Below are 26293 nucleotides of genomic sequence, written 5' to 3'. Positions count from 1 at the left end.
CTATCGCGGGCGGCATGAGCACACGCGAAGCATCGGGGGCCGAAGAGCCCGTCATCGAAAGCCGCGACCAGCTGGTCGCCCCGATGCAACAGGGTGAGAAGCCCGTATCCGCCTGGCGGATCGGGACCGAGCATGAAAAGCTGGTCTATTGCCGCAACAGTTTCAAGGCGCCGTCCTATGACGAAAAAGGCGGCATCCGCGACATTCTGATGGCGCTGAGAGAGTTCGGGTGGGAGCCGGTTAAAGAAGGCGGCAAGGTCATCGCCATGCGCGGCGATGACGGCACTGTCAGTCTGGAACCCGCAGGACAGCTGGAACTGTCGGGCGCGCCGCTGGAGAATTTGCACGAAACCTGCGCGGAAACCGGGCGGCATCTGGCGCAGGTGAAACAGGTTGGCGAGAAGCTGGGCGTCGGCTTCCTTGGCCTTGGCATGTGGCCCGACAAGACACGCGCAGAACTGCCGGTGATGCCCAAGGGCCGCTATGAAATCATGATGCGGCATATGCCGCGCGTGGGCACGCTGGGTCTCGACATGATGCTGCGCACCTGCACCATCCAGGTCAATCTCGACTATTCCTCCGAAGCCGACATGGCGCAGAAATTCCGCACCGGGCTGGCGCTGCAACCGCTCGCCACTGCGCTGTTTGCAAATTCGCCCTTTACCGAAGGCAAGCCGAACGGCTTCCTGTCATACCGCAGCCATATCTGGTCGGACACCGATCCGCACCGCACCGGAATGCTGCCCTTCGTGTTCGAAGACGGCTTCGGCTACGAGGCCTATGTCGATTACATGCTCGACGTGCCGATGTATTTCGTCTTCCGCGACGGCAAATATATCGATGCGGCGGGGATGAGCTTCCGCGATTTTCTGGAAGGCAAGCTGCCCGCCCTGCTCGGCGAAAAACCGCGTGAGAGCGATTGGTGGGACCATTTGTCGACCGCCTTCCCCGAAGTGCGGCTGAAAAGCTTCCTCGAAATGCGCGGGGCCGATGGCGGGCCGTGGAACCGCATCTGCGCGCTCCCCGCCTTCTGGGTCGGGCTGCTGTATGATCAGGGCGCGCTGGATGCGGCCTGGGATCTGGTCAAGAACTGGACGATGGAAGAACGCGAGGCTCTGCGCGATGCGGTGCCGAAACTGGGACTGGATGCCCCCATCCCCGGCGGCGGTACGCTGCGCAATATCGCGGGCGAGGTGATGGCCATCGCGCGGCAGGGGCTGGCCGCGCGCGGGCGGTTGAACAGCGCGGGCGACAATGAAACCGGCTTTCTCGAACCGCTCGAAGAAATCGTCAAAAGCGGCAAGGTGCCCGCGCAGGTCCTGCTTGACCGGTTTGGCGGCGATTGGGACGGCGATATCAAACGCGTCTATGACCTGAGTTTCTGACAGGAGAGCAGCAATGATTGTGATTGCCGGAACCGTGCGTATTGCGCCGGGCAGCCTCGACAGATTCCGTGACGAGATGACCGCTATGATCGAAGCATCCCGCGCCGAAAACGGCTGCATCCGCTACGCTTATGCCATCGACACGCTGGATGCAGGCATCATGCATGTGGCGGAGGCGTGGCGGGATATGGCGGCGCTGAAAGCCCACTTTACCGCGCCGCACATGGCCGACTGGCAGAAAGTTACCACGCAGATCGGCGTGACCGAGCGCAATCTGGTGCTGTACAAAACCGATGAGGGCAAAGCGCTGTAAGCGCTATTCCGCAGGCTGGCTGATCATTTCACCTGTTGGCCGCAGACGGAGCGCCAGCCGGGTCAGCGGCGCAGTGATCAGGCCGTGCTGCCCCATCCAGTCGTAATATTCGCGGTATTTGGGATCCTCGGCCAGCAGATGCGCTTCCTCGGTCCGCGCGCGCCAGTAATAGATGCCGTTGACCACCAGCAGGAAGACCGCGTTGCGGATTGCGTCCACAGGATTGCCATTGGTCACCAGGAACGGGAGACCGCCAAACCACCAGAACAGGTTCTTCGAAACATAGGCCGGATGGCGCGTGAAGCGGTACGGCCCGTTGGTAACGACGCCGCGATAGGTGAGGTTGGAAAACCGCAGCCCGAACGCAAAGGTTGCCCAGGCGTACACAGCAGTCAGGAACACCAGCAGGCCAGCCCAGGCCCAGAGCAACGGTTGGCTGCCCTCCAGCCAATCATGCCACGGCGCAATGGCATGTTCGTAACTGAGCACCATGCCATTGCCGATCACGCCCCACACCAGCGGCGGATAGCAAATCAGCGCCGCCACCCAGCCCGCAACGAAAGGATTGCCGCTGCGAATATGCGCGTCGAGCGGGCGGAATGTTACGATATAGCCGACCGTGCCGACCATCACATCGATCAGGAACAGCAAATTGATCATCGTCACTGCGAACGACACCGGATTGCTGCCGAATTCTGTCAGGTCAGCGCGGACGACATTGGCGAAATTACCTGGCACGATCGACAGCATGAAAGCGCCGAAGAACGCCTTGATCATCCATGCGCGCCAGTGCTTTTTGACTTCGCGCATTTCCCAGCCTTCGCGGCGGAGGAGCATGGCCCCGAAATGCCAGGCATGATCGCGCGGCTCGATCATCTTGCGGTCGAGCCACATGGTATACGGCACACACAAAACCGCCATCGCTACAGCTGAAATGGCGAGCAACTTTACCGCGAAGATGTAATTGCCATCCCAATACCACCGGCACAGGCAGAAATAGACGGCCAGCATTGCCCAGGTGATCCACAGCCCCAATATTTTGGGCCAGGTGACACCGCGCAATTGCTGCCTGCTGCGTTTAAGCGACCAGTCGATTCCGGTTGTGGCGTTCAGATGCACCTTGTCGACAAACACCGACCACAGCACCATTGGCAGTGCGACCACCAAAACCCCGGCAATCGCCGCATGGGGGCCATCCATCGGCAGGCGCGGACCCGCAATGCCCAGTGTCTCGGCCACCACTGCCCAATAGCGGGCGATGGCCACCCACAGTATCAGCGCCGCCAGACCGACAAAGCCGACAGCGGATGAAATATCGCTCTTCGGCAGAGCAGCCGGGAAGCCATCCGGTTTGGTCATGGCTCCAGCCTATATCGCAAAGATGGTTAACCGGTGATCAAAATCTCCGCTTTAGCGGAAGGCGCTGATCCGGCCGGCGTCATCGAGGATATACAGCGTGTTGTTCGCCACCACCGGCGGCAGGCTGATCGCCTCGTCCAGCTCGGTAAACAGGCTGGCCGAACCCTCACCCACACTGATGCGGTAAACCTGGCCCAGCGAATTGACCGTCCACAGATTGTCGCCTGCCAGCACCGGACCCTGCCAATAGATAGGGTCCTTCTTGTCTTCTTCCTTGCGGTATTGCGGCAGCTGGGTCAGCCAGCGCACCTTGCCGGTCGTGCGCGCAATGGCGAGCAGACGGGCATCGTCGGTCAGCGTGAAGAGCCATTCGCCCGCCACCGCCGGAGTAGAAATACCCGCCAGATTGAGTTCCCAGATGCGTTGTCCGGTGACCAGCTCATAGGCCGCCATCCGGCCGCCCTGACCCAGCGCGTAAACGCGGCCCTGATCAATGATCGGATCGGCATCGATATCGGTCAGCGAGCCAACCGCGGTCGAGATCGACGTCTTCGCCAGCGCATCGGCCCACAGCGTGCGGCCATTTTCATAGCGATAGGCAATCAGTTCGCCTGAGCTGTAACCGGCAATCACCGTGCCCTGTGCCGCCGCCGGAGCGGCCACGCCAAACACGCCGGCCTGCGTCGAGGAACCCGATTCCTGCCACTGCGTGCTGCCATCGGCACCGCTCAGCGCGAAGATCTGGTTGTCTTGTGTCATCACGAAGACTGAACCAAACGATATCGTTGGCGAGCCGCGCAGCGGGCCCGAGGGGCGCACTTTCCACTTGAGCGCTCCGGTCGCTGCATCCAGCGCCATCACATCGCCGCCGCCATTGGTGGCATAGGCGGTGTCGCCCGAAACCGACACGCCGCCGCCAAAGGCCGAGGGGCGCAGATCGCTGCTCAGATCCGCGGCATAGCTCCACCGGCGCGCGCCAGTGTTCGCATCGAAAGCTTCAAGCTGGCCGTCGGCGCCCATTGCATACATCATGCCGCCGCTGATAACGGGCGCAGCTGCCAGCCGCCGCCGGTCAGTGCCGCCTGCAATCTGTGCAGTGAAAATTCGGGTCGGATTGCCCGCCAATGCGAGGTGCCCATAGGATTTGCCTGCATTGCCGCCTGCCTGCGTCCAGCCGGTGTTCGCCTGTGCGGGGGGCAGCACCACTGTAACGGTCGCCAGCGAGGGATCGACAATTGCGCCGGTCCCAATGCGCGACAGGATCGGTTCGCGATCACCAATCGTGGGGGTGTCTTTCTTGTCGGCCTTGCCGAACAGGCCGCCGGCGCACGCGCTCAGGCTGGTCGCCAGCGCCAATAACAGCGCACCGCGCATCAGGGGTTTCGCATCCACTCGCATCATCGGTTTCCGTCCGTTGTCCGCCCGCTTGAGGGCCGTCATTCTGTGGGAGCGGCGGCGCCTTCGCCATCCGCCAGTTCGCGTACGACACCTTGTTGTTCCAGCAGCTGGTCGACATCCTCGATGGCGTCGACACCCAGCACTCCGGCCATCTGCCGCGCGCGTGAGCGCAGGCTTTCGGGCGCGTTGTCGTCCTTGGCAACCTGCGCAAAGATCGCGCCTGCCTCGGCCTTCTTGTTCAGATCGAGATAGGCATGGCCAAGCAATTCGCCCGCGCTGCCGAAATAGGCTTTGCCCGGAATCGCCAGCGGCTTCAGCGCGGCGACAACCTTGGCCTTGTCCATGCTGTCATAATTGATCGTGATTTCGCGCAGCCGCGCCAGATCGCGCAGTTCGGCGGGTGTGTCCGTATCGGCGGCAACGGTGCCGAACAGCTTGGCCGCTTCTTCGCGGCGGCCCTGTTCCAGCGCAATGCCTGCGCGCATCATCCGCGCGGCGGCACGGGCTGCGCCCTTGCCGGAATCGGCAAGCGGCCCCAGCTTTTCATAGCCATCGTTGAGATTGCCCGCCTGCACACTGTCGAGCCCGGCCACCAGCGCTTCGGAATCACGTTCCAGCGCGGCTTCCTGCTGGTTCTGCCAATACAGATAGGCGCCAAATGCAGCCAGGATCAGCAGCACCAGGCCAATGATCGGCTTGCCCCAGCGGCTGACGAAAGCTTCGAAATCGCCCTGACGGACAGCTTCATCGACTTCGCGCAGCAGCACATCGGCTTCTGCAGCATCGCGCTTGGCGCGCTTTTCTTCGCGGGATAGTTCGGTGGTGGGTGTGCGGGCCACTGCGGGCGGGCTCCAGATATTGGGTCGATCAGATGCGCGGGTCTTTAGGCAAGGCGTCTGCCAAGGGCAATGCTTTGCTGGGATTGGCCCCCTGCCTGTCCCCGCTCGCGTGAACGCGCGATGAAACAGGTCACAGCTCGCGGCCCATCGCGCTGGCGTACAGACGGCGGTAGGTGGCAATCATCTTGTCCTGATCGAACTGCGCCCGCGCCTTGGCACGGTTGGCCTGCCCCACGCTTTCGCGCAGCTGTTTGTCGACGGCGAGTTGAGTCAGCGCCAGCTCCAGCTCGCCCTCGTCACCGCGCGGCGTGATGAATTCGCGGTTGGGATCGGACACCATATCGGCCAGATCGCCCACATCAGGGGCCACCACCGGCAGGCCCGCCGCCATCGCTTCGACCACCGAGAGCGGAAATTGCTCCGAATCGCTCGACAGCGCGAAAATATCGAACAGCCCGACCACGCGCGACGGGTCGGCAACTGCGCCGGGCAAATGGACGCGGTGGTTGATTTCCAGCCGGTCAATCTCGGCCTCGATCGCGCCGCGCGCCGGGCCTTCACCCAAAATCACCAGATGCCAGTTTTCCGCCAGACCAGCGCACACGCGCACCAGCCGGGGCAGGTTCTTGACCGTGCGCAGGCCCGCCAGCGTGCCCACCCACATCTCGCCGGGTCGCTTGATCACCCGCAATGCGCCGGGCTTGGGGCGCATGGCGAAAGCCTTGGTGTCAATGCCATTGGGGATGCGCTTCACCCGCCCGATGGGCTGCTGCCATTCGGTCAGCGCGATGCCCTCCAGCACTTCGGACGGCACCACCAGACCAGCGGATTTGCCCAGCGCGATCCGGCGATACCAGGTGCGCGTGGTCTTGCGCTTCTCCAGCTCGCTTTCGTCAAATCCGTCCTCGTGGTGGATTAGCGGCGGCAGCGTGTGCAGATCCTTGAACAGCGTGTGCGCCATCACCGCATCCATCGCGCCCCAATTGTATGTGCACACCAGATCATAGGGCTTCATCGCGCGCGCAATGTGCTGCAACCGCCCCGGCAGCGGCGCGCCCTTAAGCGCGGGAAAGTCCGGCTGGACAGACACGCGAATGCCCCTGGCAATCCGCTCCGCCGCGCCCAGCTGGTCAGGCTCTGCCGAAATGATCGTATGCCGCAGCTTCGCGCCAAAGGCATTGATCAGCTGCACCGTGCGCAATTCCTTCCCGCCCGGCGCGAAGGTTGAGTGCAGATGCAGGACGTGCGGCGGCAGCAAATTCATGCTGTGCGGGTCAGCAGTGTGTCGATTGCGGTCAGAACCTCCGGCTCGTCCAGCGTAGGCGCGTGGCCCACTTGCGGCACGGTCACCGCGATGGCGTCCGGCGCGCGGCGCTGCATTTCAGCGAAGGTGTCAGCGGAAAACAGCGCGGAAATCTCTCCGCGGACCAGCACCAGCGGCTGTTCGGCCAAGGCCGCAAAGGCAGGCCACAGATCGGGAGGGACCGCCGCATCATCAAGCTTGGCGAAGGGTTCGGCGATACGCATATCGTAATCGAAGGCGATCCGCCCATTGCTGCACAGGGTCAGCCCGCGCTTGGCCATCTTGATCCAGTCCTCGATCGTGAAGCCGGGGTGCGATGCGCCGTGCAATTCCTGTAATTCGCGCGCGGCGTGCATCCAGCTGGGGAAGCTGCGCCCCTGCCCCAGATAGCCCTTGATCGCATCGATCCCGGCGGTTTCCAGCACCGGCCCGATATCGTTCAGCAGCGCGCCCGCAATCCGGCCCGGCAGCAGCTGCGCCATCACCATTGTCATCAATCCGCCCATCGACGTGCCGATTGAAACGAACCGGTCGATCCCCTCCTGCGCCAACAGCGCAATCACATCGCCGACATAGGCTGGCACCGCATACGTATCGCTGTCGCTGGCATATTCGCTTTTCCCGCGCCCGCGCATATCGGGGACCAGCACGCGGCGGCCCTGATTGGCGATATAGTCAGCCAGCACCTCAAAATCGCGGCCATTGCGGGTCAGCCCGTGCAGGCAGACCACCGGCGGCAATTCCCCGCTGCCCGGATAATCGCGAAAATGGAGGGTGAGACCGTCGGCGCTTTGCCAGCTGCGGTCAGTATAGGCAGTGTCCATAAATCCTCCGCTAGCCGGTTATGCAACGGATTTCGAGCCTTCGCTTGCGGATGCGGTGACAAGCCCGCACTGTCCTCCAATGCAGATTGCCCCCACGCCCGTCCGCTATCGCCCCGACAACCCGATCACCGCGCTGGCCGAATGGCTGGGCGATCCGGTCGCGGCGGGTGATTTCCCCGAGACCAAGCTGCGCTTTCGCAATTACCGTGCAGCGGCCAGTGTCGGGCTGGAGACATTGGACGACGCGCAATGGACCGCGCATTTCGGGCGGTTTGTGCCGCTACCCGATAATCTCCCCCAGCCGCTTGCGCTGCGGTATCACGGCCACCAGTTCCGCGTGTACAATCCCGAGATCGGCGACGGACGCGGCTTCCTGTTTGGGCAAATGCGTGATGGCGGAGGCCGCCTGATGGATCTGGGCACCAAGGGATCGGGGCAGACCCCGTGGAGCCGTGAGGGCGACGGGCGGCTGACGCTGAAAGGCGCGGTGCGCGAAATTCTGGCGACTGAAATGCTGGAGGCGCTGGGCGTTTATACCTCGCGGACATTCTGTGTGGTGGAAACCGGGGAGCAGCTGTGGCGCGGGGATGAACCCTCCCCCACCCGCTCTGCCGTAATGACGCGGCTGAGCCACGGACATATCCGCATTGGCACTTTCCAGCGTCTGCTGGCGCTTGAGCAGACAGACAATATGGCCGCGCTGGTGGAGTATTGCCTGGCGCAATTCCCCGGCCCTCCGCCACCCGCCGATGCGCCGGGGCGTGATGAACCTGCGGTGCAGCTGATGCATCAGGTGGTCGAACGAATGGCCGATCTGGCCGCCAGCTGGATGGTTGCCGGCTTCGTCCACGGCGTGCTCAACACCGACAATATGAATATCAGCGGCGAAAGCTTCGATTATGGTCCGTGGCGCTGGCTGCCGCGCTGGGACCAGAGCTTTACCGCCGCCTATTTCGACCATTCGGGCCTCTATGCCTTTGGCCGCCAGCCCGAAGCGCTGCACTGGAATTGCGGACAATTGGCCGTGGCTCTGCGCGCACTGGCAGATGCGCCGCCACTGCTCGCCGCGATGGAGCGATTCGGACCGCTTTACATGGCTGCAATCGGGCGGCGCTGGTGCTGGCGTCTGGGTCTGGAAAGTCGCGGCCTGGAGGCGGATACGGCGCTGGTCGGGGCGTGCGAGGCAGTGCTGCGGGACAGCGACGAGACGCCCGATGCATTCTTCTTCCGGCATCGCGGCGGGCGGGCAGCCGATGGCGCGTTGGGCCATGCGTTTGCAGACTATGACGCTGTCGATTCGGCGCATGAATATTGGCGCAGTGATACGCCGCAGACGATGCTGCTGGAGGAAGTCGAAGCGATCTGGGAAGCCATCGCCGAGCGCGACGACTGGAGCGTGCTGGAGACGAAGATCGCCAATATCCGCCGGATGGGCGAGGCGCATGGCGCCCCGCCAACACCGGCTGGACACGTCTGATTTAGCGCGTCGGGGCCTCAGTCGCCATTTGCAGCGGCTGGAGATCGACGCCGAACAGCTTCCACCGGCCCTGTTCCCACTGGAAATACAGGTCGAAGCCGATTGCAATCGGGCGCAATTGGAACAACCCCTGCACGCGGAATATATCCTCGCGTATCATGGTTGGCGCAGTGGTGAATGTGGGCGGGACCAGCAAGGCGTTGCCCAGATCCACGTTCAGACTGCGCAGTCCGGAAAAGACTTGAGCCAGCTGGGCTGCATTGTTGTTGATCTGGAAGCCCTGCGCGGAAATATCGCGCAAGACCGAATAATTGCCCGACCGATTGGCGTGATCGACAGCGGCCACGGTGGACCAGATCATCTTCGACAATTCGATCTGGCTGGGCGTGGGCCGCAGCGAAGGCGGTGCCTGTACGGTGGGCTGCGGCGGTGCCTGTTGGGCAATGGCCGGTGAGGCGATTGCGGCAAGCAGTGCCGGGGCGATAAAAAATGCCGGGGCACGAAGCCCCGGCATCTTTTTAGGTTGTGCGATCCTGTTCATGGGATCTGCGTGTAGCGGTTTACCAGGCTACCTGGAAGCCACCACGTGCACCGACTTCACCGCTGTCGAAACCGATACCGACACCGGCCGAGAACGCTGCGTTCTCACCGACACGGGCCGACATGGCAATCGTACCGGCACCCTGATTGGCGAAGTAACCAACGCCGCCCGAAAGGCCGAAGTTGGTACCAGCCGGCAGCATCGGCGATTCCATCGCCAGTGCCATCGCGACGCCTTCATTGGCCCGGTCGATAGCGATCCGGTTCACCGCAGTTTCACCAAACAGCTGGCTGATCTGCGAGGACTGGTTCGCCGTCAGCGACTGCAGCGAAGTGATCGCAGCAGTGTTACCGGCAATGTTGGTGGTGTTGGTGTTAATCAGAGCGCGGTTCGCTGCGATGTTACCCGTGTTGGTTGCCACATTGGCATTGGTCGCAGCCAGATTGGCGCTGGTTGCCAGCGTCGCAACATTGACGCCCTGACCCAACGTGCCGCCGGTATCGACCGTGGCGAAGAAGATATCGCCGGTCTGCGCAGCGGTGCTGGCAGCGAGATCACCGATGGTGACCGAGCTACCCGTGCCGCCCAGGACAACCTGGTCATCGCGAGTGGTAGTTGCACCGAAGCCAACCGCAGTTGCACGGGCGTTGCCAGCTGCTGCTGTCGCACCCAGAGCTACCGCACCGTCGCCAGTGGCGGTTGCGCCATCGCCGATTGCAATCGCCTGGAAGCCCGAAGCTGCCGCAGCTTCACCAATTGCCACCGAACGCACGCCGGTTGCCTGAGCCAGATGGCCCAGCGCCGTTGCGCGTTCGTTAGCGGCAGACTGCCAACCAAACGATGTGGCACCCGGTCCGGTAGCTACCGATTCGCCGCCAACAGCAGTGGTCGAATTGCCCATTGCCATCGCCGTGTCACCGATCGCCAGCGCATCGATGCCATTGGCAATCGATTCGTTACCGATAGCGGTCGAGAATTCGGTCTGCGCATCGGCGTTCTCACCGACTGCCAGCGAACGTTCGCCCTGAGCTGTGGCAAGGTGGCCAAGCGCCGTTGCGCGTTCGCCGGTTGCCATGGCCTGCCAACCGAATGCCGATGCTGCAAGCATCGTGGCGACGCTTTGCGAACCGACTGCGGTCGAACGGTTGCCCGTCGTAACCGCACTGTTGCCGATCGCTACCGAATCGAATGCGCGGGCTTCAGCATTGGTGCCGATAGCCGTTGAGGCCACACCGCGAGCAATCGCATTTGGACCAACGGCAACCGAACGTACGCCAAGTGCTGACGAGAACGCACCGACTGCGGTGCCGAAGCGGCCACGCGCTTCCGACTGGCCACCGATTGATGTGGTGAACGGACCGTTGGCTTCTGCAGCGGAACCAAGGGCAGTGGACATCCGGCCAGCGGCAACCGAACGTTCGCCAATTGCGGTCGAAAGACCACCGCTAGCTGTTGAGCGATCGCCGACTGCCGTTGCCGAATTGGCCGTGGCAAAAGCCGATACGCCCAGCGCAGTGGTGCGCGTTTCGGTGGCATTGGCAAATGTGCCGCCTGCGAAGGAGAAATCGCCCGAGGCTTCAGACTGATTGCCGATCGCGGTGGAATACTCACCCGATGCTTCGGAATCTTCGCCTACCGCAGTCGAGCGGGTGCCCGATGCTGCAGACAGATGGCCGAGCGCAGTTGCCCGTTCACCAGTCGCAGCAGACTGCCAACCGAAGGCCGATGTTCCGGGCTGCGTTGCCTGGCTTTCCGAACCGACCGAAGTCGAGTTGGTGCCGCTGGAGACAGCCGATTCGCCGATAGCTACGGCATCATCGCCGGTCGCCTGGGCATTGAAGCCATAAGCCGACGAGGTGACGCCCGATGCGAGCGAAATGGTGCCCGATGCGAGTGAGCCAAATGCTGCAGCGGTGGCGCCATTGCCCATTGCCGAGCTGAAATCGCCCAGTGCCGATGCGCTCTGACCATACGCGGTAGAACGCAGGCCAGCAGCCAGTGAACCACCACCAGCAGCCAAGGCGCCGTCAGCGAGAGCCTGAGAGCCGACACCGAAGGCCGCTGAATTGAAACCGGTTGCAGTCGAGAACGGGCCTACCGCGGTGGACTGAACACCCGACGCGGTCGAAACAGCGCCGATTGCGGTTGCGGTGAAGGCGCTAGCTTCGGAGAAAACGCCAACTGCCGTGGCGCCAACAGCGCTCGACAATGCGCTCTGACCGATGGCGATATCCTGGCCGCCTACAGCCGACGAATTCACGCCAAACGCTGAACCGAAGTTCCCAGCCTGCGATCCTGCGCCCACAGCCGAACCGGCAGTGCCAAATGCGCTGGTTGCGACACCGACAGCGGTGCTGCCGTCGCCGGTTGCCGAGCTATCGGGACCAACTGCGGTGGAATCCACACCAGTCGCCGTTGCGTTGGGACCGCAAGCGAGCGCGTTTTCACCCGGATCGGTCGTCGCACCTTCGGTGCCATCAACACCCACGGTGACCATACCATCGCCATCGCTGTCGAGCAGGCAGGCCTGCGCTGCGGCGGGGGTTGCGCTCATCGCGAAGGCCATTGCCATCGCCGATGCGCCGATTGAATAACCGGCAAGTTTGCTGAAATTCTTTTTCATCGATCCTGTATCCTCTTTTGAGGCAAGTGCCCCGTTCGACCGGCACAATTGCGCCGGAACAAAATTTTGCGACTCGAATACCAGGAGGGTTCACCATGAATGCCGAGCAATCTTGGAAGTTGAACCAAAAAGCGGCCTATTGGCCTTCCTCTCCCGAAACACGAATTGACCCATCGTGCATTACCGACCACAAGCCAGCGGCCTGCGGATCGGCAGCTTGATAACAGACAAGTTCTCCGGTCGAAAGCGCAAATTGTGAAATCGCGTTAATTACTTAGAATCCCGAAACGCAACGATAATCCGAGGTGAATGCAAGCCGTGGCTGACAACGAACTGGTCTCTATCGAACCGGCAACTGGCAAGGAATTCTGGCGTGCCCCCGTGGGCGATGCCGATCAGGCGATCGAGCGCGCACGTCAGGCGATGCGCGAGTGGGCCAGCCAGCCGCTGGGCCAGCGTATGGAATTGCTGCGGCGCTTCGCCAATGAAGTGCGCAAGCAGGCGGAACCCTTCGCCGAACTGATCGCCCGCGAAACCGGCAAACCCCTGTGGGAAGCCCGCACCGAGGTCGAGGCTGTCGTCGGCAAGGTCGAGATTTCGATCACCGCCTATGCCGAACGCACCGGGCGCAAGAAACTGAGCAGCGCGCTGCAAGGCACCGCCGCATTGCGGCACAAACCGCATGGCGTGATGGCCGTGCTTGGGCCTTATAACTTTCCGGCGCATCTGCCCAATGGCCACATCGTCCCCGCGCTGATCGCGGGCAATGTCGTGATCTTCAAGCCAAGCGAGAAGACACCGGCCACCGGTGAATTCCTGGTCAAATGTTTCCACGCAGCGGGCGTGCCCGAGGGTGTGATCCAATGCCTGCAAGGCGGAATCGCTCAGGGTCAGGCGCTGGTCGAAAGCTGGATGGTCGATGGTGTGCTGTTCACCGGCTCCGCCCGCGCGGGCATTGCCATCAACCGCAAACTGGCTACCGATCCGGGCAAGATCGTGGCGCTGGAAATGGGCGGCAACAATCCCATCGTCGTGATCGACACGCCCAAGATCGAGGATGCAGCGGTCACTATAATCCAGTCAGCCTTCACCTCCGCTGGTCAGCGCTGCACCGCCGCGCGCCGGTTGATCGTCACCGATGCGATGTATGACCAGATTGTGCCGGCGGTGAAACTGCTGGCAGAACGGCTGATCGTGGGCGAACCCTTTGCCGATCCGCAGCCCTTCATGGGTCCGGTGATCGACAACGCCACAGCCGATCTGTTGTCGGAAAGTTTTGTCGAATTGATGAAGCGCGGCGGCCGCCCGCTGATGCATATGAAGCGCCCGGACGAGAACCTGCCGTTCCTATCTCCCGCGATACTGGACGCCACCGATATTCACGAGCGCCCCGATATCGAACTGTTCGGCCCGCTGTTGCAGGTCATCCGCGTTGCCGATTTCAACGAGGCAATCACTGAAGCCAACGCCACGCGTTACGGCTTGTCAGCATCGCTGATCGGCGGCGGACCGCAGGATTTCGAAATGTTCTGGAATGAGATTCGCGCCGGAATCGTCAATTGGAACCGCCCGACCAATGGCGCGTCATCGGCTGCTCCATTTGGCGGGGTCGGGCTGTCGGGCAACCATCGTCCAGCGGCTTTCTACGCCGCCGATTATTGCGCCTATCCGGTGGCCAGCACGGAAATGGAACAGCCACGCGCCAGCATCGGGGTCGGGCTGGCGGACAACTGATCCGTTCCGTCAGTCGGTGGTGACCAGGTCAACCTCGGTCACGCCGCCTGACAATGTCCGGCTGTAAACGACATAGGCGGAATCGCCTTTGACGCCGCTCAGAACATTGTCGCCGCCTTTCTTGACATGCTCGACGCTGTAACCCGCTGTCTTGGCGCGGGTGTTGTAGAACGCCATCACATCATCCAGCGCCACAGGCGTGCGGAATGTAACAATCCGCAGCGCGCAATCGCCCTTATCAGTGCCCGCTGCCTCCTGCGTATTGCCGCGCGGATAGACCGGGAATGCACCCGGCAGCTTGGCCGCCCATGCCGAGGTATAGGTGACATCGTCGGCGCAATTGGCCCCGCCCGGCGTTACGGCGGTCTGCGCCGCACGGATCATTGCCGGGCTGTCCGGGGCATCGGCCGCGAGCGTCCTGGGCGCCGGCGCGGGACGCAGCGAATCGACGCCGCCCACCAGCTCTACCGCCCGGCTGCGCGCCGCCTCGATCGCTCGGGGTGAACTGTCGATCTTGGGGATCGCGCCATTGCCGCCGCCCGACAGCGCTGCGCCCGCTTCGTTGCTGCCCGCCATATCCGGATCGGTCATCAGATCGGCATTGAGCGCTTGCTCGCTGGCGGGGTCCATCGCCTCGTCAGTGCCGGTGTCATCGGCCTTGTCTCCGCAGGCGGCGAGCAGGACAATCGGGGCAATACAGGCAGCAAAGCGCAGTTTCATCGGTGTTCTCCGGGAGTTCATGTGGACGCCAAGTGCCCAAACCTCCCCCGCATTACCACCCCGGGCGCATTGCTGCATCATTTCGGGACATTGGCGGCGATGATTGCAATGGGGCCACGAAATAGGGCGCCGCCCGCCCGCGGGTGCGGGACAGACGGCGCCCTTCACGGCTCGGTGGAAGCCGCGCTGCGACCAGGGGTGGGCCCGGCCGTAGACAATAAACTGACCATCGCGGGACTGGCGTCGCTGCGTGTCCTGCGCTGTCATTCATCTTTAGCGCAGCGAACATGAACCAACTGCAACATCTCGGTCAGAAAAGCATTTTTATGAAGACAGCGTGCAAGACCCGGGAATTTGCGGCTTGCGGGCAAGTGGCGGCGGGCCTAGCGCCAGCGCCAGATGAACGAGAACCCCGCCGAACACCGCCGCCAGGGCCTCTTCGCGGCGCTGGGCGCTTATGTAACCTGGGGGTTCCTTCCGCTTTATCTGATTCTGGTCAGCAGCGTTCCGCCCTTTGAATTTGTCGGCTGGCGGATCATCTGGACCCTGCCGTTATGCTTGCTGATTGTGGCGGCGCGGCGTCAGGGGCCGGAGCTGTTGACGGCCTTGCGCACACCCAAGGTAATGGGCTGGCTGACACTGTCTGCCACGCTGATTGCGATAAACTGGGTGGTTTACATCTGGGCGATCCAGAACGAGCATGTCTATGCCGCCAGCCTTGGCTATTATATCAACCCGCTGATCAATGTTCTGCTGGGCACCATGCTGCTGGGGGAACGCCTGTCGCGCCCGCAATGGGCGGCGGTTGCCTTGGCCGCTGTGGGCGTATCGCTACTGTTGGGCGGCGCGCTGACCACACTGTGGATCAGTCTGACGCTGGCGCTGAGCTTTGGCACCTATGGCCTTGTTCGCAAACAGGTTCCAGTCGGGGCCTTGCCAGGGCTGACCATCGAATCGATCCTCCTGCTGCTGCCCGCCGCCGGGGTGGTCGCGTGGTATGGCACAACAGCCGCCGGATCATCCTTTGGTCACGAGCTGCAGCTCAGCCTGCTGATCATATTGGGCGGCGTGTTTACCGCTTTCCCGCTGCTGTTCTTCGCCATTGCCGCCCGGCGGCTGCCCTATTCAACGCTGGGCTTTATCCAGTTCCTGGCACCCAGCATCGTCTTCGTGCTGGGGCTGATGGTGTTTGGCGAGGAGCTGGCCCCGGTTCAGCTAGCGTGCTTCGCCTGTATCTGGCTGGCCGCGGGCATCTTCGTGTGGGATCTGGTCAGTCGGTCACGGAAACCAGCCGCCAGTTGAGCGTTTCGCCCGCGTGGAAGGGCACGATGCGCGCATCGCCGCCATCGACCTCGTCCGGCACAATGTGCGTGGTCTTTTCCAAGGTGACTGAGCCCTCATTCAGCGGCAGGCCGTAAATGCGCGGGCCGTTCTCGCTGGCGAAGCCTTCGAATTGGGCAATCGCGCTTTCTTCCTCGAACACCGCCAGATAGCTTTCCAGCGCGAAGGGCGCGTTGAATATCCCGGCGCATCCGCAATCCGATTCCTTGGCGGCGCGGTGGTGCGGGGCGCTGTCGGTGCCCAGGAAATACTTGGCCGAACCAGAGGTCGCCGCGCGGCGTAGCGCCAGCCGATGCTCTTCCCGCTTGGCGACGGGCAGGCAGTACATATGCGGCCGCATCCCGCCCACCAGCATGGCGTTGCGGTTGATGTGCAGATGCTGCGGCGTGATGGTCGCGGCGACATTCGCGCTCGCACCATCGACGAATTGCACAGCCTGAGACGTGGTGATGTGCTCGAAGATCACTTTCAATTCGGGCAGCTTGCTGACGAGCGGGGCCAGCACGCGGTCGATAAACACCGCCTCGCGGTCGAAGATATCGATATCGGCACTGGTGACCTCGCCGTGGACGCACAGCGGCATCCCGATTGCCGCCATCCGCTCCAGCACCGCCATGATATTGGCGACATCGGTGACACCATGCGCCGAATTGGTGGTCGCGCCAGCAGGATAGAGCTTGGCAGCGGTGAAAATTCCCGCCGCATGGCCCTGCGCCAGATCATCCGCATCGGTCTGATCGGTGAGATAGGCGGTCATCAGCGGAGTGAACTGAGCACCTTCGGGCACCGCATCAAGGATCCGCTCGCGATAGGCGGCGGCCTGCGCGCTGGTGGTTACGGGCGGCGAAAGATTGGGCATGACAATCGCCCGCGCAAATTGAGTGGCGGTGTGCGGCACCACGGCGCGCATGGTGGCGCCATCGCGGAAATGCAGGTGCCAGTCGTCGGGGCGGCGGATGGTGAGCGATTCGGGCGCAGCGGTCATGGGCGTTGCCTATGCCGCGCGGCCCCCTATCTGTCACCCATGACCGCTACCCGCCTGACCAATCGCGCCGTGATCCGCCTGACCCCTTTGGAGGCTGGCGAGGACGTTGCCGCTTTCCTTCAAGGGCTGGTGACCAATGATGCCGCTGGTGCGCTGCCTTGCTATGCCGGGTTGCTGACCCCGCAGGGCAAGACGCTGTTCGATTTCCTGATCTGGCCCGGTGAGAATGGTGATCTGCTGGTGGATTGCGAGGCCGAGGCGGCGGAAGATCTGGTCCGGCGGCTGTCGCTATACCGGCTCCGGCGCAAGGTCGGCATCGCTATCGATCCATCGCTCGCCGTGCATTGGCGGGCAGGGTCGGACGCTGACGGCATAGCCGACCCGCGCCTGAGCGCATTGGGGCAACGCTGGCTGGTCCCCGTAAGCGATAAAGGGGCAAGCGATGGCGAGGATAGCGCCGATGCCCGGTGGCTGCAGCATCGGCTGGCGCTGGGCGTGGCAGAGGGCCGCGCCGAGCTTGGCGATATCCTGTGGCTGGAAACCAACGCTGCCGAACTGAACGGCGTCAGCTTCACCAAGGGTTGTTATGTCGGACAGGAAAACACCGCGCGGATGAACTGGCGGCAGAAGATCAACCGGCGGCTGATGGTGGTCCCCCTCGCCGCGTCGGAGGAGAAACGGCGCAAGGCGGACTTTCCCGCTCTGGGCCTGGCCATCGACCATTTGCGTTCAGAGAACATTGATCCCGCACAGGCACCAGAATGGCTGCGCGCCAGCCTCAGCCCGGCTGATTGACGCCCGACAGCGAGTTTTTAAGCATCAGTTCGGCCCGGTCCCGCGCGGCGGTTTCGGGCAGGCCCAGCGACCGCGCCAGCACCTTGCCGATCAGCGCATCACCCATAGCCATCAGCACCAGCGCCAGCGTTTCCTCATGCAGCGCGCGGACATCGCCATCATGATCGGCTTCCTCTGGCGCGATCTCGTCGACCAGACTGTGGATCGTCTCGACAATCGGGGTCAGCGCGTCTTCATTGCCGGTCAGGATCATCCAGCTGGCCAGCGCCCCGGCACCTTCCTTGTCAAAGGCATCGAACGCCAGATCGACCACTTCGCGCGGGTGCCCCAGCCCCGCCCGGCTGGCTCGTACGGCATCGGCAATGGTCGCACAGACGGTGCGCGCCAGATGACCGGCAAGTTCTTTCTGCAAGCCCGCTGCCGAACCAAAATGATGTAGCAAATTGGCGTGGGTGCGCCCGATCCTTGCAGAGACCGCTTTCAGCGTAACCGATTGTGGCCCGGTTTCGATCAGCAGGATACGCGCCGCCTCAAGAGCTGCGAGGCGCGATTCTTCGGGTGAGAGACGTTTGCGGGTAGCCATTCGATGTTTGCGTTAACCCATGCGCCCGCTTTTGCGAAGCCGTTAACCTACCGTTATTGACAGCTGTGTCAGTAGCCACTACTTACATCAATGTCAGTAACTCTCCGGAGCCGTCCATGAACGCCCCTATTCGTATCGACACAGCCAGCGCATCGCGTAATCCCACGCCCGCTGATTTGACGATCACCGTGCGCGACGAGCGCTTTAATCGCGGCACCACGCCGCGCCGCTGGTGGGCGGGCGATGCATTCGGCACCGCCTGGCACAATGCGCTGTCGGCGACCTTCCCCCGCGGCGAGGCGTTCTTTATCGAAGCGGTCAAGGCGCACCGCGATGGCGCCGATCCGCAGCTCGCCGCCGAAATCCGGGCATTCGTGAAGCAGGAAATCAACCACACCCGCGAGCACATCGCGTTCAACCGGCTGGCTGAAGATGCCGGTTACGACATCAAGGCGATCGACAAGCGGGTCGAGGAATTGCTGGCGCTGACCAAGGGCCGCCCGCCGATTGCCAATCTGGCGGTCACGATGGCACTGGAACATTACACCGCCATGATGGCGCATGAATTCCTCGCCAATCCAAAGCATTTTGAAAATTCCGATGCCGAGGTGCGCGAAATGTGGCGCTGGCATGCGGTTGAGGAGATCGAGCACAAGGGCGTCGCTTACGACACCTGGAACCACGCCACGCGTGACTGGTCGGGCTGGAAAAGCTGGAAAACGCGCAGTCTGGTCATGGTGCTGGTCACCGGACGGTTCTTCAAGAACCGCTGGGTTGATTCGATGAACTTGCTCGCTCAGGACGGCATCACCGGCTGGAAAGCTCGCTGGGGGCTGTTCAAATATCTCACCATCACGCCAGGCGTGGTGCGCCGGATCTTCCCGGCATGGCTGGCCTATTTCAAACCGGGCTTCCACCCGTGGGACCATGATGACCGCGAACTGATCGGCAAATATTCCGGCGACTTCGAAGCGGCTCTGATGCCCGCCGAATAAAGCGCTGAACACCAACGTAAAAGGCCCCGCAGCGATGCGGGGCCTTTTGTATGTGCAGGACTGGCGAGATCAGGCGGCCTGCGGGCTGCACATCGCGTCTGCCTCCAAATCGAGCGTGTATTCGATGGAAGGCACCTCACCGCCGCGCCCGGCGCTGTAACGCCGCGCGGTTTGCCCCGTGCTGACAAAGCCGACCTTGCGCAGCACGCGGCCAGAGCGGGGATTGTCGGCATAGTGGCCCGCCACAAGGCGGCGATGTCCCAGCGAGCGGGCGACACGGATCACTCCGCGTGCTGCCTCGCAGGCATAACCCTTGCCCCATGCGGAACGAGCGAGCCAATATCCGATCTCGGCCTCGCCATCGCATTCGCCCATCCCGGCGGAACCGATCACGCGGCCACTGGCCGACTCCACGACCAGAAAGTGCGGCAGTCGATAATCCTGGGGCCGCGACACGAAGGTCTTCGCCTCGTCCGGGCCATAGGGCCACGGCGCGCGGGCAAGGTTGCGCACAATTGCCTCGTCGGCAATCGCCGCCAGCACGGCCTCCCAATCCTCGGGCCAAGCGGGCCGCAGCAGCAGCCTCTTGGTCACATGGAACATCGGACTTCTCCCCTTTGACCACACCCCGAACTCCTAGGCCGGGCGCGTGACAATTGCATGATAGCGCACCATCAGGCGCGACGTTTTGCAGAGGGAGAAACGACAAAAGGGAGACGGGCCCCCTGAAAACCAGGAAAGCCCCATCTCCCTCTACGTCTGCCGGTCCATAGGTCCGGCTGGGACTGTCCTGGAGGACAATCCCGTCATCGGATTATCCGATTATTCGGCGGCTTCCGCCATCATGTCGACCGATACGAATTTGCGGCCGAGCTTACCCTTGTGGAAGCGCACGACGCCTTCGGTCAGCGCGAACAGCGTGTGGTCCTTGCCCATGCCGACATTGCTGCCTGGATAGAACTTGGTACCGCGCTGGCGCACGATAATGTTGCCCGGAACAACGCCCTGGCTGCCGAACTTTTTCACGCCGAGGCGACGACCTGCCGAATCGCGACCGTTACGCGATGAACCGCCTGCTTTTTTATGTGCCATCGTCCGTGATCCTTACTTCTTGGCTTCGGGCTTTTTGGCAGCGGCCTTCTTAGGCGCAGCCTTTTTGGCCGGAGCGGCCTTTTCAGCAGCTTCCTTCTTGGGAGCAGCCTTCTTGGCGGGAGCTTTCTTGGCCGGTGCCTCCTTCTCGGCAGCAGCAGCCTTGGGCGCAGCTTCCTTCTTCGGAGCAGCTTCCGTTTTTGGAGCGGCTTCCTTCTTCGGCGCGGCCTTCTTCTCAGCCTTCGAATCGCCCACTGCGGTAATGCGCAGCAGCGTCAGCATCTGACGGTGGCCATTCTTGCGGCGATAATTGTGACGGCGACGCTTCTTGAAAACGATCACCTTCTCGCTTTTCGCCTGCGCGATGATTTCCGCCGAAACGATTACCTTGGCGGCGTCGGCCAGATTGTCACCTTCGCCAGCGAGCAGAACGTCGCCCAGCGTAATGGTGTCACCGGCTTCACCAGCCAGCTTCTCAACCGCGATTTTGTCTCCGGCGGCAACCCGGTATTGCTTGCCGCCCGTGCGCACAACTGCGAACATGGTGCTTGTCTCTCAATCAAAATGCTGTGCCGCGTTCTTGCGAAACAACGGCGCGTCCGCCCGCCCGCCTTACAGCGAGGCCCGGAAAGATGGGTGCCGTTAGGGGATGGGCTGGTCCAAGTCAACGCAAGATCGCATGGAAATTTGCCAGCGCCGCTTGCCAACGGGCAGTGATGGAGGCGTGCCCCGGGCCATCGCTGGACACTGGCGCATCACCGCAGCCGTGCTATGCCGCGCGCACCATGATGCGCCGCTGCTATCCCATCGCCCTGTGTGTTGCCCCCCTGCTGGGCGGCTGCGCGACCTCCGCCTCCGATCGTTATCCGTCGCTGGCCACCCGCGATATCGAGCGAGCGCAGGGTCAGTTCGAACCTGTCGCCAGCACGCGTCTGGACGTGCCGCCGGTTGAAACCGGGCTGGTGGGCGACCTTGGCACGCGACTCGCCGCTCTGGTGGCACAGGCGCGCGAGGCGCACGCAGACTTCACCGCCGCTCAGGGCAGCGCAGCACGGCTCGCCGCCGCCGCCCGCGGCAGCTCCGCTGGCAGCGACAGTTGGGCCGCTGCACAAGTCGCGCTGGCCGATCTGGATTCGGCACGCAGCCAATCCGCCATTGCGCTGGGTGATCTCGACATTCTGTTCGTCGCCGCCTCGGTAGAGGCACAGGACCGCGCCGCCATCGATTCCGCCCGCGCGCAGGTGATCGATTTGGTGAAACAGGAAGACGCGGTGCTGGAACAATTGCGCGCGCAGGTGCGCTAAACCCAGCGCGCAAGATCCTCGTGGTCCTGGCCGCGCGGTTCGATCCAGTGCCAGCCATCGGCGCGCTGTTCGCGTTTCCAGAACCATGCGGCAGATTTGAGGTGGTCCATCGCGTATTCGGCGGCGGCAAAGGCATCCCGGCGATGACGCGCGGCGGCGGCCACCAGCACAATCGGCTCGCCCGGTGTCATGACGCCAGTGCGATGCCAGACTAGCAGCCCGAGCAGAGCAAACCGCGCGATGGCGCGGTCTGCCACTTGCTGCATTCCCGGCAGTGTGAGCGGTTCGTAATGGGTTATCTCCAGCGCGCGCACGGTCTCGTCCGGGCGGACCTTGCCGACAAAGCTGGCGATGGCCCCGGCCTCGCAGTGCGCAGCGTCAAACGCCGCCAGTGCTTCGCTGACCGCCATCGGCTCGCACAACAGCTGGATATCTGCAGGAAGCCTATCCACCGCTCACCGGCGGCAGCAGCGCCACTTCCTCGCCATCCCTGGCGTCCAGCGCGGTCTTGTCGGCCAGCACTACGCCGCCGCAGGCGATATGCACGCGGTTGCTGTTCAATTGCATGGCAAGTTCGGGGCTGACAGCGGCGAGCAGCCCTTCCCAATGCAGCGGCGCGGGCACTTCGGATTCGGCCATTCCCGCCAGATCGCGCAAGGGGCCAAGCAACACCAGCCGCACTGCCATCTCAGCCGCCCGTCACCGACATATGGCGCGGCTGCGCAGGATGCTCGCCCGGACCGCGAATCGCGAAATTATGGCGTTTGGGCTTGATCGCCAGCGCCCGGTCGAGCGCAGCATCGACGTCGCGCTGCGTCCCATCGCGCAGAGCCGCGCGCAGATCGACCCGCTCGCCGCCGCCAAGGCAGGGATAAAGCTGGCCGGTCGCTGTCACGCGCATCCGATTGCAGCTGGCGCAGAAATTGTTGCTGAGCGGGGTGATCATCCCCAGCCTTCCACCCGTTTGCGTCACGTCGAAATAGCGCGCCGGGCCGCCCGTGCTGGCGGGCGATGGTGCCAGCGTCCAGCGGCGCTCAAGATCAGCGTGCACCGCATCGAGCGGCAGGAAATGGTCGATCCGGTCGCCATCCACTTCGCCCAGCGGCATCACCTCGATCAGCGTCACCGCGTGGCCCTGACCATGCGCCCATTCGATCAGCGACGGAATTGCGTGCTCGTTCACGCCTTTCAGCGCCACAGTGTTCAGCTTGACCGCCAGCCCGGCGGCCTTGGCCGCGGCGATCCCGGCCAGCACCTGATCCAGCGCATCACGCCTTGTCAGCGCGGCGAAGCGTGCGCGATCTAGCGTGTCGAGCGAGACATTCACGCGCCGCACTCCCGCCTCTGCCAATGCGCCGGCATAGCGGCCCAGCTGCATCCCGTTGGTGGTGAGCGTGAGTTCTTCCAGACCGTGACCCAGCTTGCGGCCCAGCGTCCGAACCAGATCGATCATATCGCGCCGCACCAGCGGCTCTCCGCCGGTCAGCCGCACCTTGGTCACACCGCGCGCGATGAACGCCAGCGCCAGCCGGTAAAGCTCTTCAAGGCTCAGCACTTCGCTTTTCGGCAGGAAGCGCATCCGCTCGGGCATGCAATAACTGCACCGCAGATCGCAGCGGTCGGTGACCGACAGGCGCAGATAGGTCACCCGGCGTTGGAAGCTATCAACCAGCATGCCGTCAGCGTGGCGAATTCTCGCCAGTTGCGCCAGCCCCTTCGAGATACTGGCCAGTCACGCCGTGTGCATCGGTCAGATATCGCTCAAATACCGCAAGCTGTGTGCTTTGGCCGGTCACCGCATTGATGCGCCGGGGGGTATGGCTACGGGCGAGCATTGCAATTGCGGCGCGGCGCCATTCGCGGTGCGTGTAATCGGCAGCGGGCAGCACCAGCATCACGTCTTGGCCGCTGGTCAGCACAGCCTCTATGCGCGGTAGCCAATGCTGATGGAACACGCCGGTCGCTCTGAGCGGATCAGACGGTAGTTCGTCCACGATGAAGCGCTTCATTAACGCCGCTCACGGTGCAGCGTGATCCCGATTTTCTCACCCGCTTCGGCAATCGCCAGCTTGACGATCTTGACCGTCACCGCCTCGACCCTTCTGTCCTGCACGAACAGGGTTTCGCAAATATGGTCGGCAACCGCCTCGATCAGCTTGAAATGCACGCCTTCGGGCAGCGCATCGGAAGCGGCGAATTTCAAATCCATGTAGTTTTTCGACGCATCCAGCGCGGTGTCGGGGCCATAGTGGTTCAGCACCGTCAGGCGCACACTGATGGTGATCCGCAAGGGCTGCGGCTTGCCGGTCTCCTCGGAATAAATCCCGGTGAGAACGTCGTGTTCGAAATCAGCGACTTCGAGATGGAGCGAATCGGACATGGCGCTCTCTACTCCGGATTTGACCAGCGTGCGAAGATCGCAGTTGGCAGCAACCGTCCCGCCTCGCCGCTGTCCTGCACAGCCAGATCACCATGCTCGATGGTGCCGGGCATTTCGGCAAACACCTCGTCCAGCAGGCCAGCCAGCGCCAGACTGCTCATCCGCACCGCATAAACGGTGAGGAACAGAAAGCGGCTGTCGGCATCCAGCAGATTGCGGCAATCGGCGACCAGACCCGGCAGGCTGTCCTCCAGCCGCCACACCTCGCCATCGGGACCGCGCCCGAATTTCGGCGGGTCCAGTATGATCCCGTCATAGCGCCGCTCGCGCCGCACTTCGCGCGCGGCGAACTTTGCAGCATCATCGACCAGCCAGCGCACCGGGCGATTCTCCAGCCCGGCCAGCGCCGCATTGGCGCGGGCCTGAGCGACCGATTTCTTGCTCGCATCGACATGAGTGACGCGGCCGTATCGGCTGAGAGCCTGCGTCCCTACGCCGGTATAGCCGAACAGATTCATCGTCTCGGCATCGCTGCGCCCCGCCAGTTGCGCGCCCATCCAGTCCCAGACCGGAGCCATATCAGGGAAGAAGCCAAGATGCCGGAACGGGGTGCATTGCGCAGTGAAGCGCGCATCTTCGCCCCACCCCAGCTCCCAGCCATCCTCGGCCACCGGCGCGGAGAAATGCCAGCGACCGCCGCCATCCTCATCCGAGCCGGGCACAAACTCGCCATGTGCCTCCCAATCGTCACTGCGCGGGGTCCACATGGCCTGTGGTTCGGGGCGGATGAATCGATAGGGGCCGTATTCTTCGAACTTGCGGCCATGCCCGCTGTCGAGCAGGCGGTAGCTATCCCACCCCTCGCCCACCATCAGCACGGGTTCGCGGCGCAGCCCGGCCATCAGCTGGCGTGCCCGAGAATATATGCGCGCACGGCGTCATAGCCGCCGTCCAATGCCGTAAACCGTTCTTCCCGCGCAAACAGATCACCGATTCGGGCGGGCAGCGCAGGGCGAGCGCCGGTGGCGCGTTCCACTGCGTCGGGAAACTTAGCCGGATGGGCGGTGGCCAGCGTCACAACCGGCACATCGGGCGGCACATCGCTGGCCAGCGCCGCGTGCAGTCCGATGGCGGTGTGCGGATCCAGTATCTGGCAGCAGTTTTCCTGCGCCCAGCGCATGGCGTGCGCCATATCGGCGTCATCGGCGCGCGCACTGGTGAACAGCGCCGCCATGCCGTCACGCTGCGCATTGGTCAGCTGCATGACCTTGTCCGCCTCAAACCCGCGCATTTGCTGGGCCATCGCCGCGCCATCGCGTCCGCCAGCGGCAAACAGCAACCGTTCAAAGTTCGAGCTGACCTGAATATCCATACTGGGTGCCGCAGTCGCCGTGACCGCGCCCGCTGAATAATCACCGTCGCTCAGCGCGCGGTGGAGGATATCGTTGACGTTGGTGGCAACGATCAAACGTTCGATTGGCAGCCCCATCTGCGACGCGACATAGCCGGCAAAGACATCGCCGAAATTGCCCGTCGGCACGCTGAAGGCGGTCTTGCGCTGTGGCGCGCCCAGTGGCAGCGCGGCGGCGAAGTAATAGACCACCTGCGCCATCAGCCGCGCCCAATTGATCGAATTGACCGCGCCAATACGATGCTTCGCAGTGACAGTATCGTCTGCAAAAATGCGCTTCACCATCGCCTGCGCATCATCAAAGCTTCCGTCGATGGCGATATTGTGGACGTTGGGGGCCAGCACGGTGGTCATCTGCCGCCGCTGGACGTCGCTGACCCGGCCCGCAGGGTGGAGCATGAAAATCTCCGCCCGCTCGCGCCCCGCCACCGCATCAATCGCGGCGCTGCCGGTATCGCCGCTGGTCGCCCCGACGATGGTAAGCCGCGCATTGTCTCGTTCCAGAAATTCCTCAAACAACAGGCCGAGCAGTTGCAGCGCGACGTCCTTGAACGCCAGCGTCGGGCCGTGAAACAGTTCGAGCAGCCATTGCCGTTCGTCCAGCTGGACCAGCGGTGTCACCGCCTTGTGCGAGAACCGGCCATAAGCCTCCTCGCACAGCGCGCGCAGCCGCTCCGGCGTCAGGCAATCGCCAACGAAGGGCTGCATCACCCGCGCCGCCAACTCCGCATAGGGCAGCCCGCGCATTGCGGCGATTTCATCCGTGGTGAAGCTCGGCCAGTGTTCGGGTACATAAAGCCCGCCATCCGACGCCAGGCCAGCCAGCGTTACACCGGCAAAATCAAGCGTCGGAGCGCTACCGCGAGTGGAGACATATTGCATCGCGCGGTGGGT

General features: G+C 63.0%; 28 protein-coding genes. 8 read left to right on the top strand and 20 right to left on the bottom strand.

Features of this window, described 5'->3' with window-relative positions:
* Positions 1-14: 14 nt before the first annotated feature.
* Both FEV51_RS06310 and FEV51_RS06305 read left to right on the top strand, forming a co-directional pair.
* Positions 15-1385 (top strand): glutamate--cysteine ligase, encoded by a 1371-nt coding sequence (locus FEV51_RS06310; RefSeq protein WP_138617041.1) that lies wholly within the window; start codon positions 15-17, stop codon positions 1383-1385.
* A 13-nt stretch (positions 1386-1398) separates the two neighbouring features.
* On the top strand, positions 1399-1698 hold the full coding sequence (locus FEV51_RS06305; protein WP_138617039.1) for a putative quinol monooxygenase: 300 nt from the start codon (positions 1399-1401) through the stop codon (positions 1696-1698).
* Positions 1699-1701: 3 nt separating this feature from the next.
* On the opposite strand, the gene FEV51_RS06300 is transcribed toward FEV51_RS06305, so the two are convergent.
* The 5 genes from FEV51_RS06300 to FEV51_RS06280 all read right to left on the bottom strand — a co-directional run bounded on the left by FEV51_RS06300 (position 1702) and on the right by FEV51_RS06280 (position 7421).
* Positions 1702-3057 carry a methyltransferase family protein gene (locus tag FEV51_RS06300; protein ID WP_138617037.1) on the bottom strand — a complete coding sequence of 452 codons (1356 nt, stop codon included), beginning with the start codon at positions 3055-3057 and terminating at the stop codon, positions 1702-1704.
* Positions 3058-3108: 51 nt separating this feature from the next.
* Positions 3109-4455 (bottom strand): outer membrane protein assembly factor BamB family protein, encoded by a 1347-nt coding sequence (locus tag FEV51_RS06295; RefSeq protein WP_425466602.1) that lies wholly within the window; start codon positions 4453-4455, stop codon positions 3109-3111.
* A 38-nt stretch (positions 4456-4493) separates the two neighbouring features.
* Positions 4494-5294 carry a tetratricopeptide repeat protein gene (locus tag FEV51_RS06290; RefSeq protein ID WP_138617033.1) on the bottom strand — a complete coding sequence of 267 codons (801 nt, stop codon included), beginning with the start codon at positions 5292-5294 and terminating at the stop codon, positions 4494-4496.
* Positions 5295-5424: 130 nt separating this feature from the next.
* Positions 5425-6558: a glycosyltransferase family 4 protein gene (locus FEV51_RS06285; protein WP_138617031.1), complete on the bottom strand. Its 1134-nt coding sequence runs from the start codon at positions 6556-6558 to the stop codon at positions 5425-5427.
* Positions 6555-7421, bottom strand: a complete 867-nt coding sequence (locus tag FEV51_RS06280) for an alpha/beta fold hydrolase (protein WP_138617029.1) — start codon at positions 7419-7421, stop codon at positions 6555-6557. Before FEV51_RS06280 ends, FEV51_RS06285 begins: the two co-directional genes overlap by 4 nt.
* Before the next feature lie 79 nt (positions 7422-7500).
* Between FEV51_RS06280 and FEV51_RS06275 the strand changes: the two genes are divergently transcribed.
* Positions 7501-8898 carry a protein adenylyltransferase SelO family protein gene (locus FEV51_RS06275; protein WP_138617027.1) on the top strand — a complete coding sequence of 466 codons (1398 nt, stop codon included), beginning with the start codon at positions 7501-7503 and terminating at the stop codon, positions 8896-8898.
* Between the two features lies 1 nt (position 8899).
* Here the strand turns inward: FEV51_RS06275 and FEV51_RS06270 are convergent, their stop codons facing one another.
* Complete coding sequence (locus FEV51_RS06270; protein WP_138617025.1) at positions 8900-9412, bottom strand: hypothetical protein; 513 nt, start codon at positions 9410-9412, stop codon at positions 8900-8902.
* Between the two features lie 46 nt (positions 9413-9458).
* The gene (locus FEV51_RS06265; RefSeq protein ID WP_138617024.1) at positions 9459-12062 is read right to left on the bottom strand and encodes a YadA-like family protein; all 2604 of its coding nucleotides are present in this window, start codon (positions 12060-12062) and stop codon (positions 9459-9461) included.
* Between the two features lie 318 nt (positions 12063-12380).
* Here FEV51_RS06265 and astD point away from each other — a divergent pair, with 318 nt between their 5' ends.
* A complete protein-coding gene (astD, locus tag FEV51_RS06260) occupies positions 12381-13796 on the top strand; it encodes a succinylglutamate-semialdehyde dehydrogenase (RefSeq protein ID WP_246034463.1) in 1416 nt (471 codons plus the stop codon).
* Positions 13797-13805: 9 nt separating this feature from the next.
* Here astD and FEV51_RS06255 read toward each other — a convergent pair whose 3' ends face one another.
* A complete protein-coding gene (locus FEV51_RS06255; RefSeq protein ID WP_138617020.1) occupies positions 13806-14516 on the bottom strand; it encodes a hypothetical protein in 711 nt (236 codons plus the stop codon).
* Between the two features lie 399 nt (positions 14517-14915).
* Here FEV51_RS06255 and rarD point away from each other — a divergent pair, with 399 nt between their 5' ends.
* The gene (gene rarD, locus FEV51_RS06250; RefSeq protein ID WP_138617018.1) at positions 14916-15818 is read left to right on the top strand and encodes an EamA family transporter RarD; all 903 of its coding nucleotides are present in this window, start codon (positions 14916-14918) and stop codon (positions 15816-15818) included.
* On the opposite strand, the gene pyrC is transcribed toward rarD, so the two are convergent.
* A complete protein-coding gene (gene pyrC, locus FEV51_RS06245; RefSeq protein WP_138617016.1) occupies positions 15787-16842 on the bottom strand; it encodes a dihydroorotase in 1056 nt (351 codons plus the stop codon). The genes rarD and pyrC overlap by 32 nt on opposite strands.
* Before the next feature lie 39 nt (positions 16843-16881).
* Between pyrC and ygfZ the strand changes: the two genes are divergently transcribed.
* Complete coding sequence (gene ygfZ / locus FEV51_RS06240) at positions 16882-17637, top strand: CAF17-like 4Fe-4S cluster assembly/insertion protein YgfZ (RefSeq protein ID WP_138617014.1); 756 nt, start codon at positions 16882-16884, stop codon at positions 17635-17637.
* Here ygfZ and FEV51_RS06235 read toward each other — a convergent pair.
* Positions 17621-18220 (bottom strand): TetR/AcrR family transcriptional regulator, encoded by a 600-nt coding sequence (locus tag FEV51_RS06235; protein ID WP_138617012.1) that lies wholly within the window; start codon positions 18218-18220, stop codon positions 17621-17623. The two genes, ygfZ and FEV51_RS06235, sit on opposite strands and share 17 nt — an antisense overlap.
* Positions 18221-18336: 116 nt before the next feature.
* Here FEV51_RS06235 and FEV51_RS06230 point away from each other — a divergent pair, with 116 nt between their 5' ends.
* Positions 18337-19215: a metal-dependent hydrolase gene (locus FEV51_RS06230; RefSeq protein WP_138617010.1), complete on the top strand. Its 879-nt coding sequence runs from the start codon at positions 18337-18339 to the stop codon at positions 19213-19215.
* Positions 19216-19284: 69 nt separating this feature from the next.
* Here FEV51_RS06230 and FEV51_RS06225 read toward each other — a convergent pair whose 3' ends face one another.
* The 3 genes from FEV51_RS06225 to rplU all read right to left on the bottom strand — a co-directional run bounded on the left by FEV51_RS06225 (position 19285) and on the right by rplU (position 20847).
* Positions 19285-19818: a GNAT family N-acetyltransferase gene (locus FEV51_RS06225; RefSeq protein WP_138617008.1), complete on the bottom strand. Its 534-nt coding sequence runs from the start codon at positions 19816-19818 to the stop codon at positions 19285-19287.
* Positions 19819-20037: 219 nt separating this feature from the next.
* Entirely contained in the window at positions 20038-20307 is a 270-nt protein-coding gene (rpmA, locus tag FEV51_RS06220) for a 50S ribosomal protein L27 (RefSeq protein WP_138617006.1), read from the bottom strand.
* 12 nt (positions 20308-20319) lie between these two features.
* Entirely contained in the window at positions 20320-20847 is a 528-nt protein-coding gene (rplU, locus tag FEV51_RS06215; RefSeq protein WP_138617004.1) for a 50S ribosomal protein L21, read from the bottom strand.
* 173 nt (positions 20848-21020) lie between these two features.
* Between rplU and FEV51_RS06210 the strand changes: the two genes are divergently transcribed.
* A complete protein-coding gene (locus FEV51_RS06210; RefSeq protein WP_138617002.1) occupies positions 21021-21608 on the top strand; it encodes a hypothetical protein in 588 nt (195 codons plus the stop codon).
* Here FEV51_RS06210 and FEV51_RS06205 read toward each other — a convergent pair.
* The 7 genes from FEV51_RS06205 to thrC are packed head-to-tail and all read right to left on the bottom strand — an operon-like array spanning position 21605 to position 26281.
* On the bottom strand, positions 21605-22018 hold the full coding sequence (locus FEV51_RS06205) for a molybdenum cofactor biosynthesis protein MoaE (RefSeq protein ID WP_138617287.1): 414 nt from the start codon (positions 22016-22018) through the stop codon (positions 21605-21607). The two genes, FEV51_RS06210 and FEV51_RS06205, sit on opposite strands and share 4 nt — an antisense overlap.
* Positions 22019-22052: 34 nt before the next feature.
* Positions 22053-22295 carry a MoaD/ThiS family protein gene (locus tag FEV51_RS06200; RefSeq protein WP_138617000.1) on the bottom strand — a complete coding sequence of 81 codons (243 nt, stop codon included), beginning with the start codon at positions 22293-22295 and terminating at the stop codon, positions 22053-22055.
* Between the two features lies 1 nt (position 22296).
* Positions 22297-23283 (bottom strand): GTP 3',8-cyclase MoaA, encoded by a 987-nt coding sequence (gene moaA / locus FEV51_RS06195; protein ID WP_138616998.1) that lies wholly within the window; start codon positions 23281-23283, stop codon positions 22297-22299.
* Positions 23284-23287: 4 nt separating this feature from the next.
* Positions 23288-23617, bottom strand: coding sequence for a Rossmann fold domain-containing protein (locus tag FEV51_RS06190; RefSeq protein ID WP_138616996.1), 330 nt, complete (start codon positions 23615-23617; stop codon positions 23288-23290).
* Entirely contained in the window at positions 23617-23988 is a 372-nt protein-coding gene (locus FEV51_RS06185) for a dihydroneopterin aldolase (protein WP_138616994.1), read from the bottom strand. The genes FEV51_RS06190 and FEV51_RS06185 overlap by 1 nt, the downstream gene beginning before the upstream one ends.
* An 8-nt stretch (positions 23989-23996) precedes the next feature.
* Positions 23997-24890 (bottom strand): RsmD family RNA methyltransferase, encoded by an 894-nt coding sequence (locus tag FEV51_RS06180; RefSeq protein WP_138616992.1) that lies wholly within the window; start codon positions 24888-24890, stop codon positions 23997-23999.
* A complete protein-coding gene (gene thrC, locus FEV51_RS06175) occupies positions 24890-26281 on the bottom strand; it encodes a threonine synthase (protein ID WP_138616990.1) in 1392 nt (463 codons plus the stop codon). The genes FEV51_RS06180 and thrC overlap by 1 nt, the downstream gene beginning before the upstream one ends.
* Positions 26282-26293: the final 12 nt, after the last annotated feature.

Source organism: Qipengyuania marisflavi (genome assembly GCF_005884405.1).
Classification (GTDB): Bacteria; Pseudomonadota; Alphaproteobacteria; order Sphingomonadales; family Sphingomonadaceae; genus Qipengyuania; species Qipengyuania marisflavi.
Note: the sequence above shows the minus strand (reverse complement) of the source record. Positions and strands in the feature narration are given on the sequence as shown.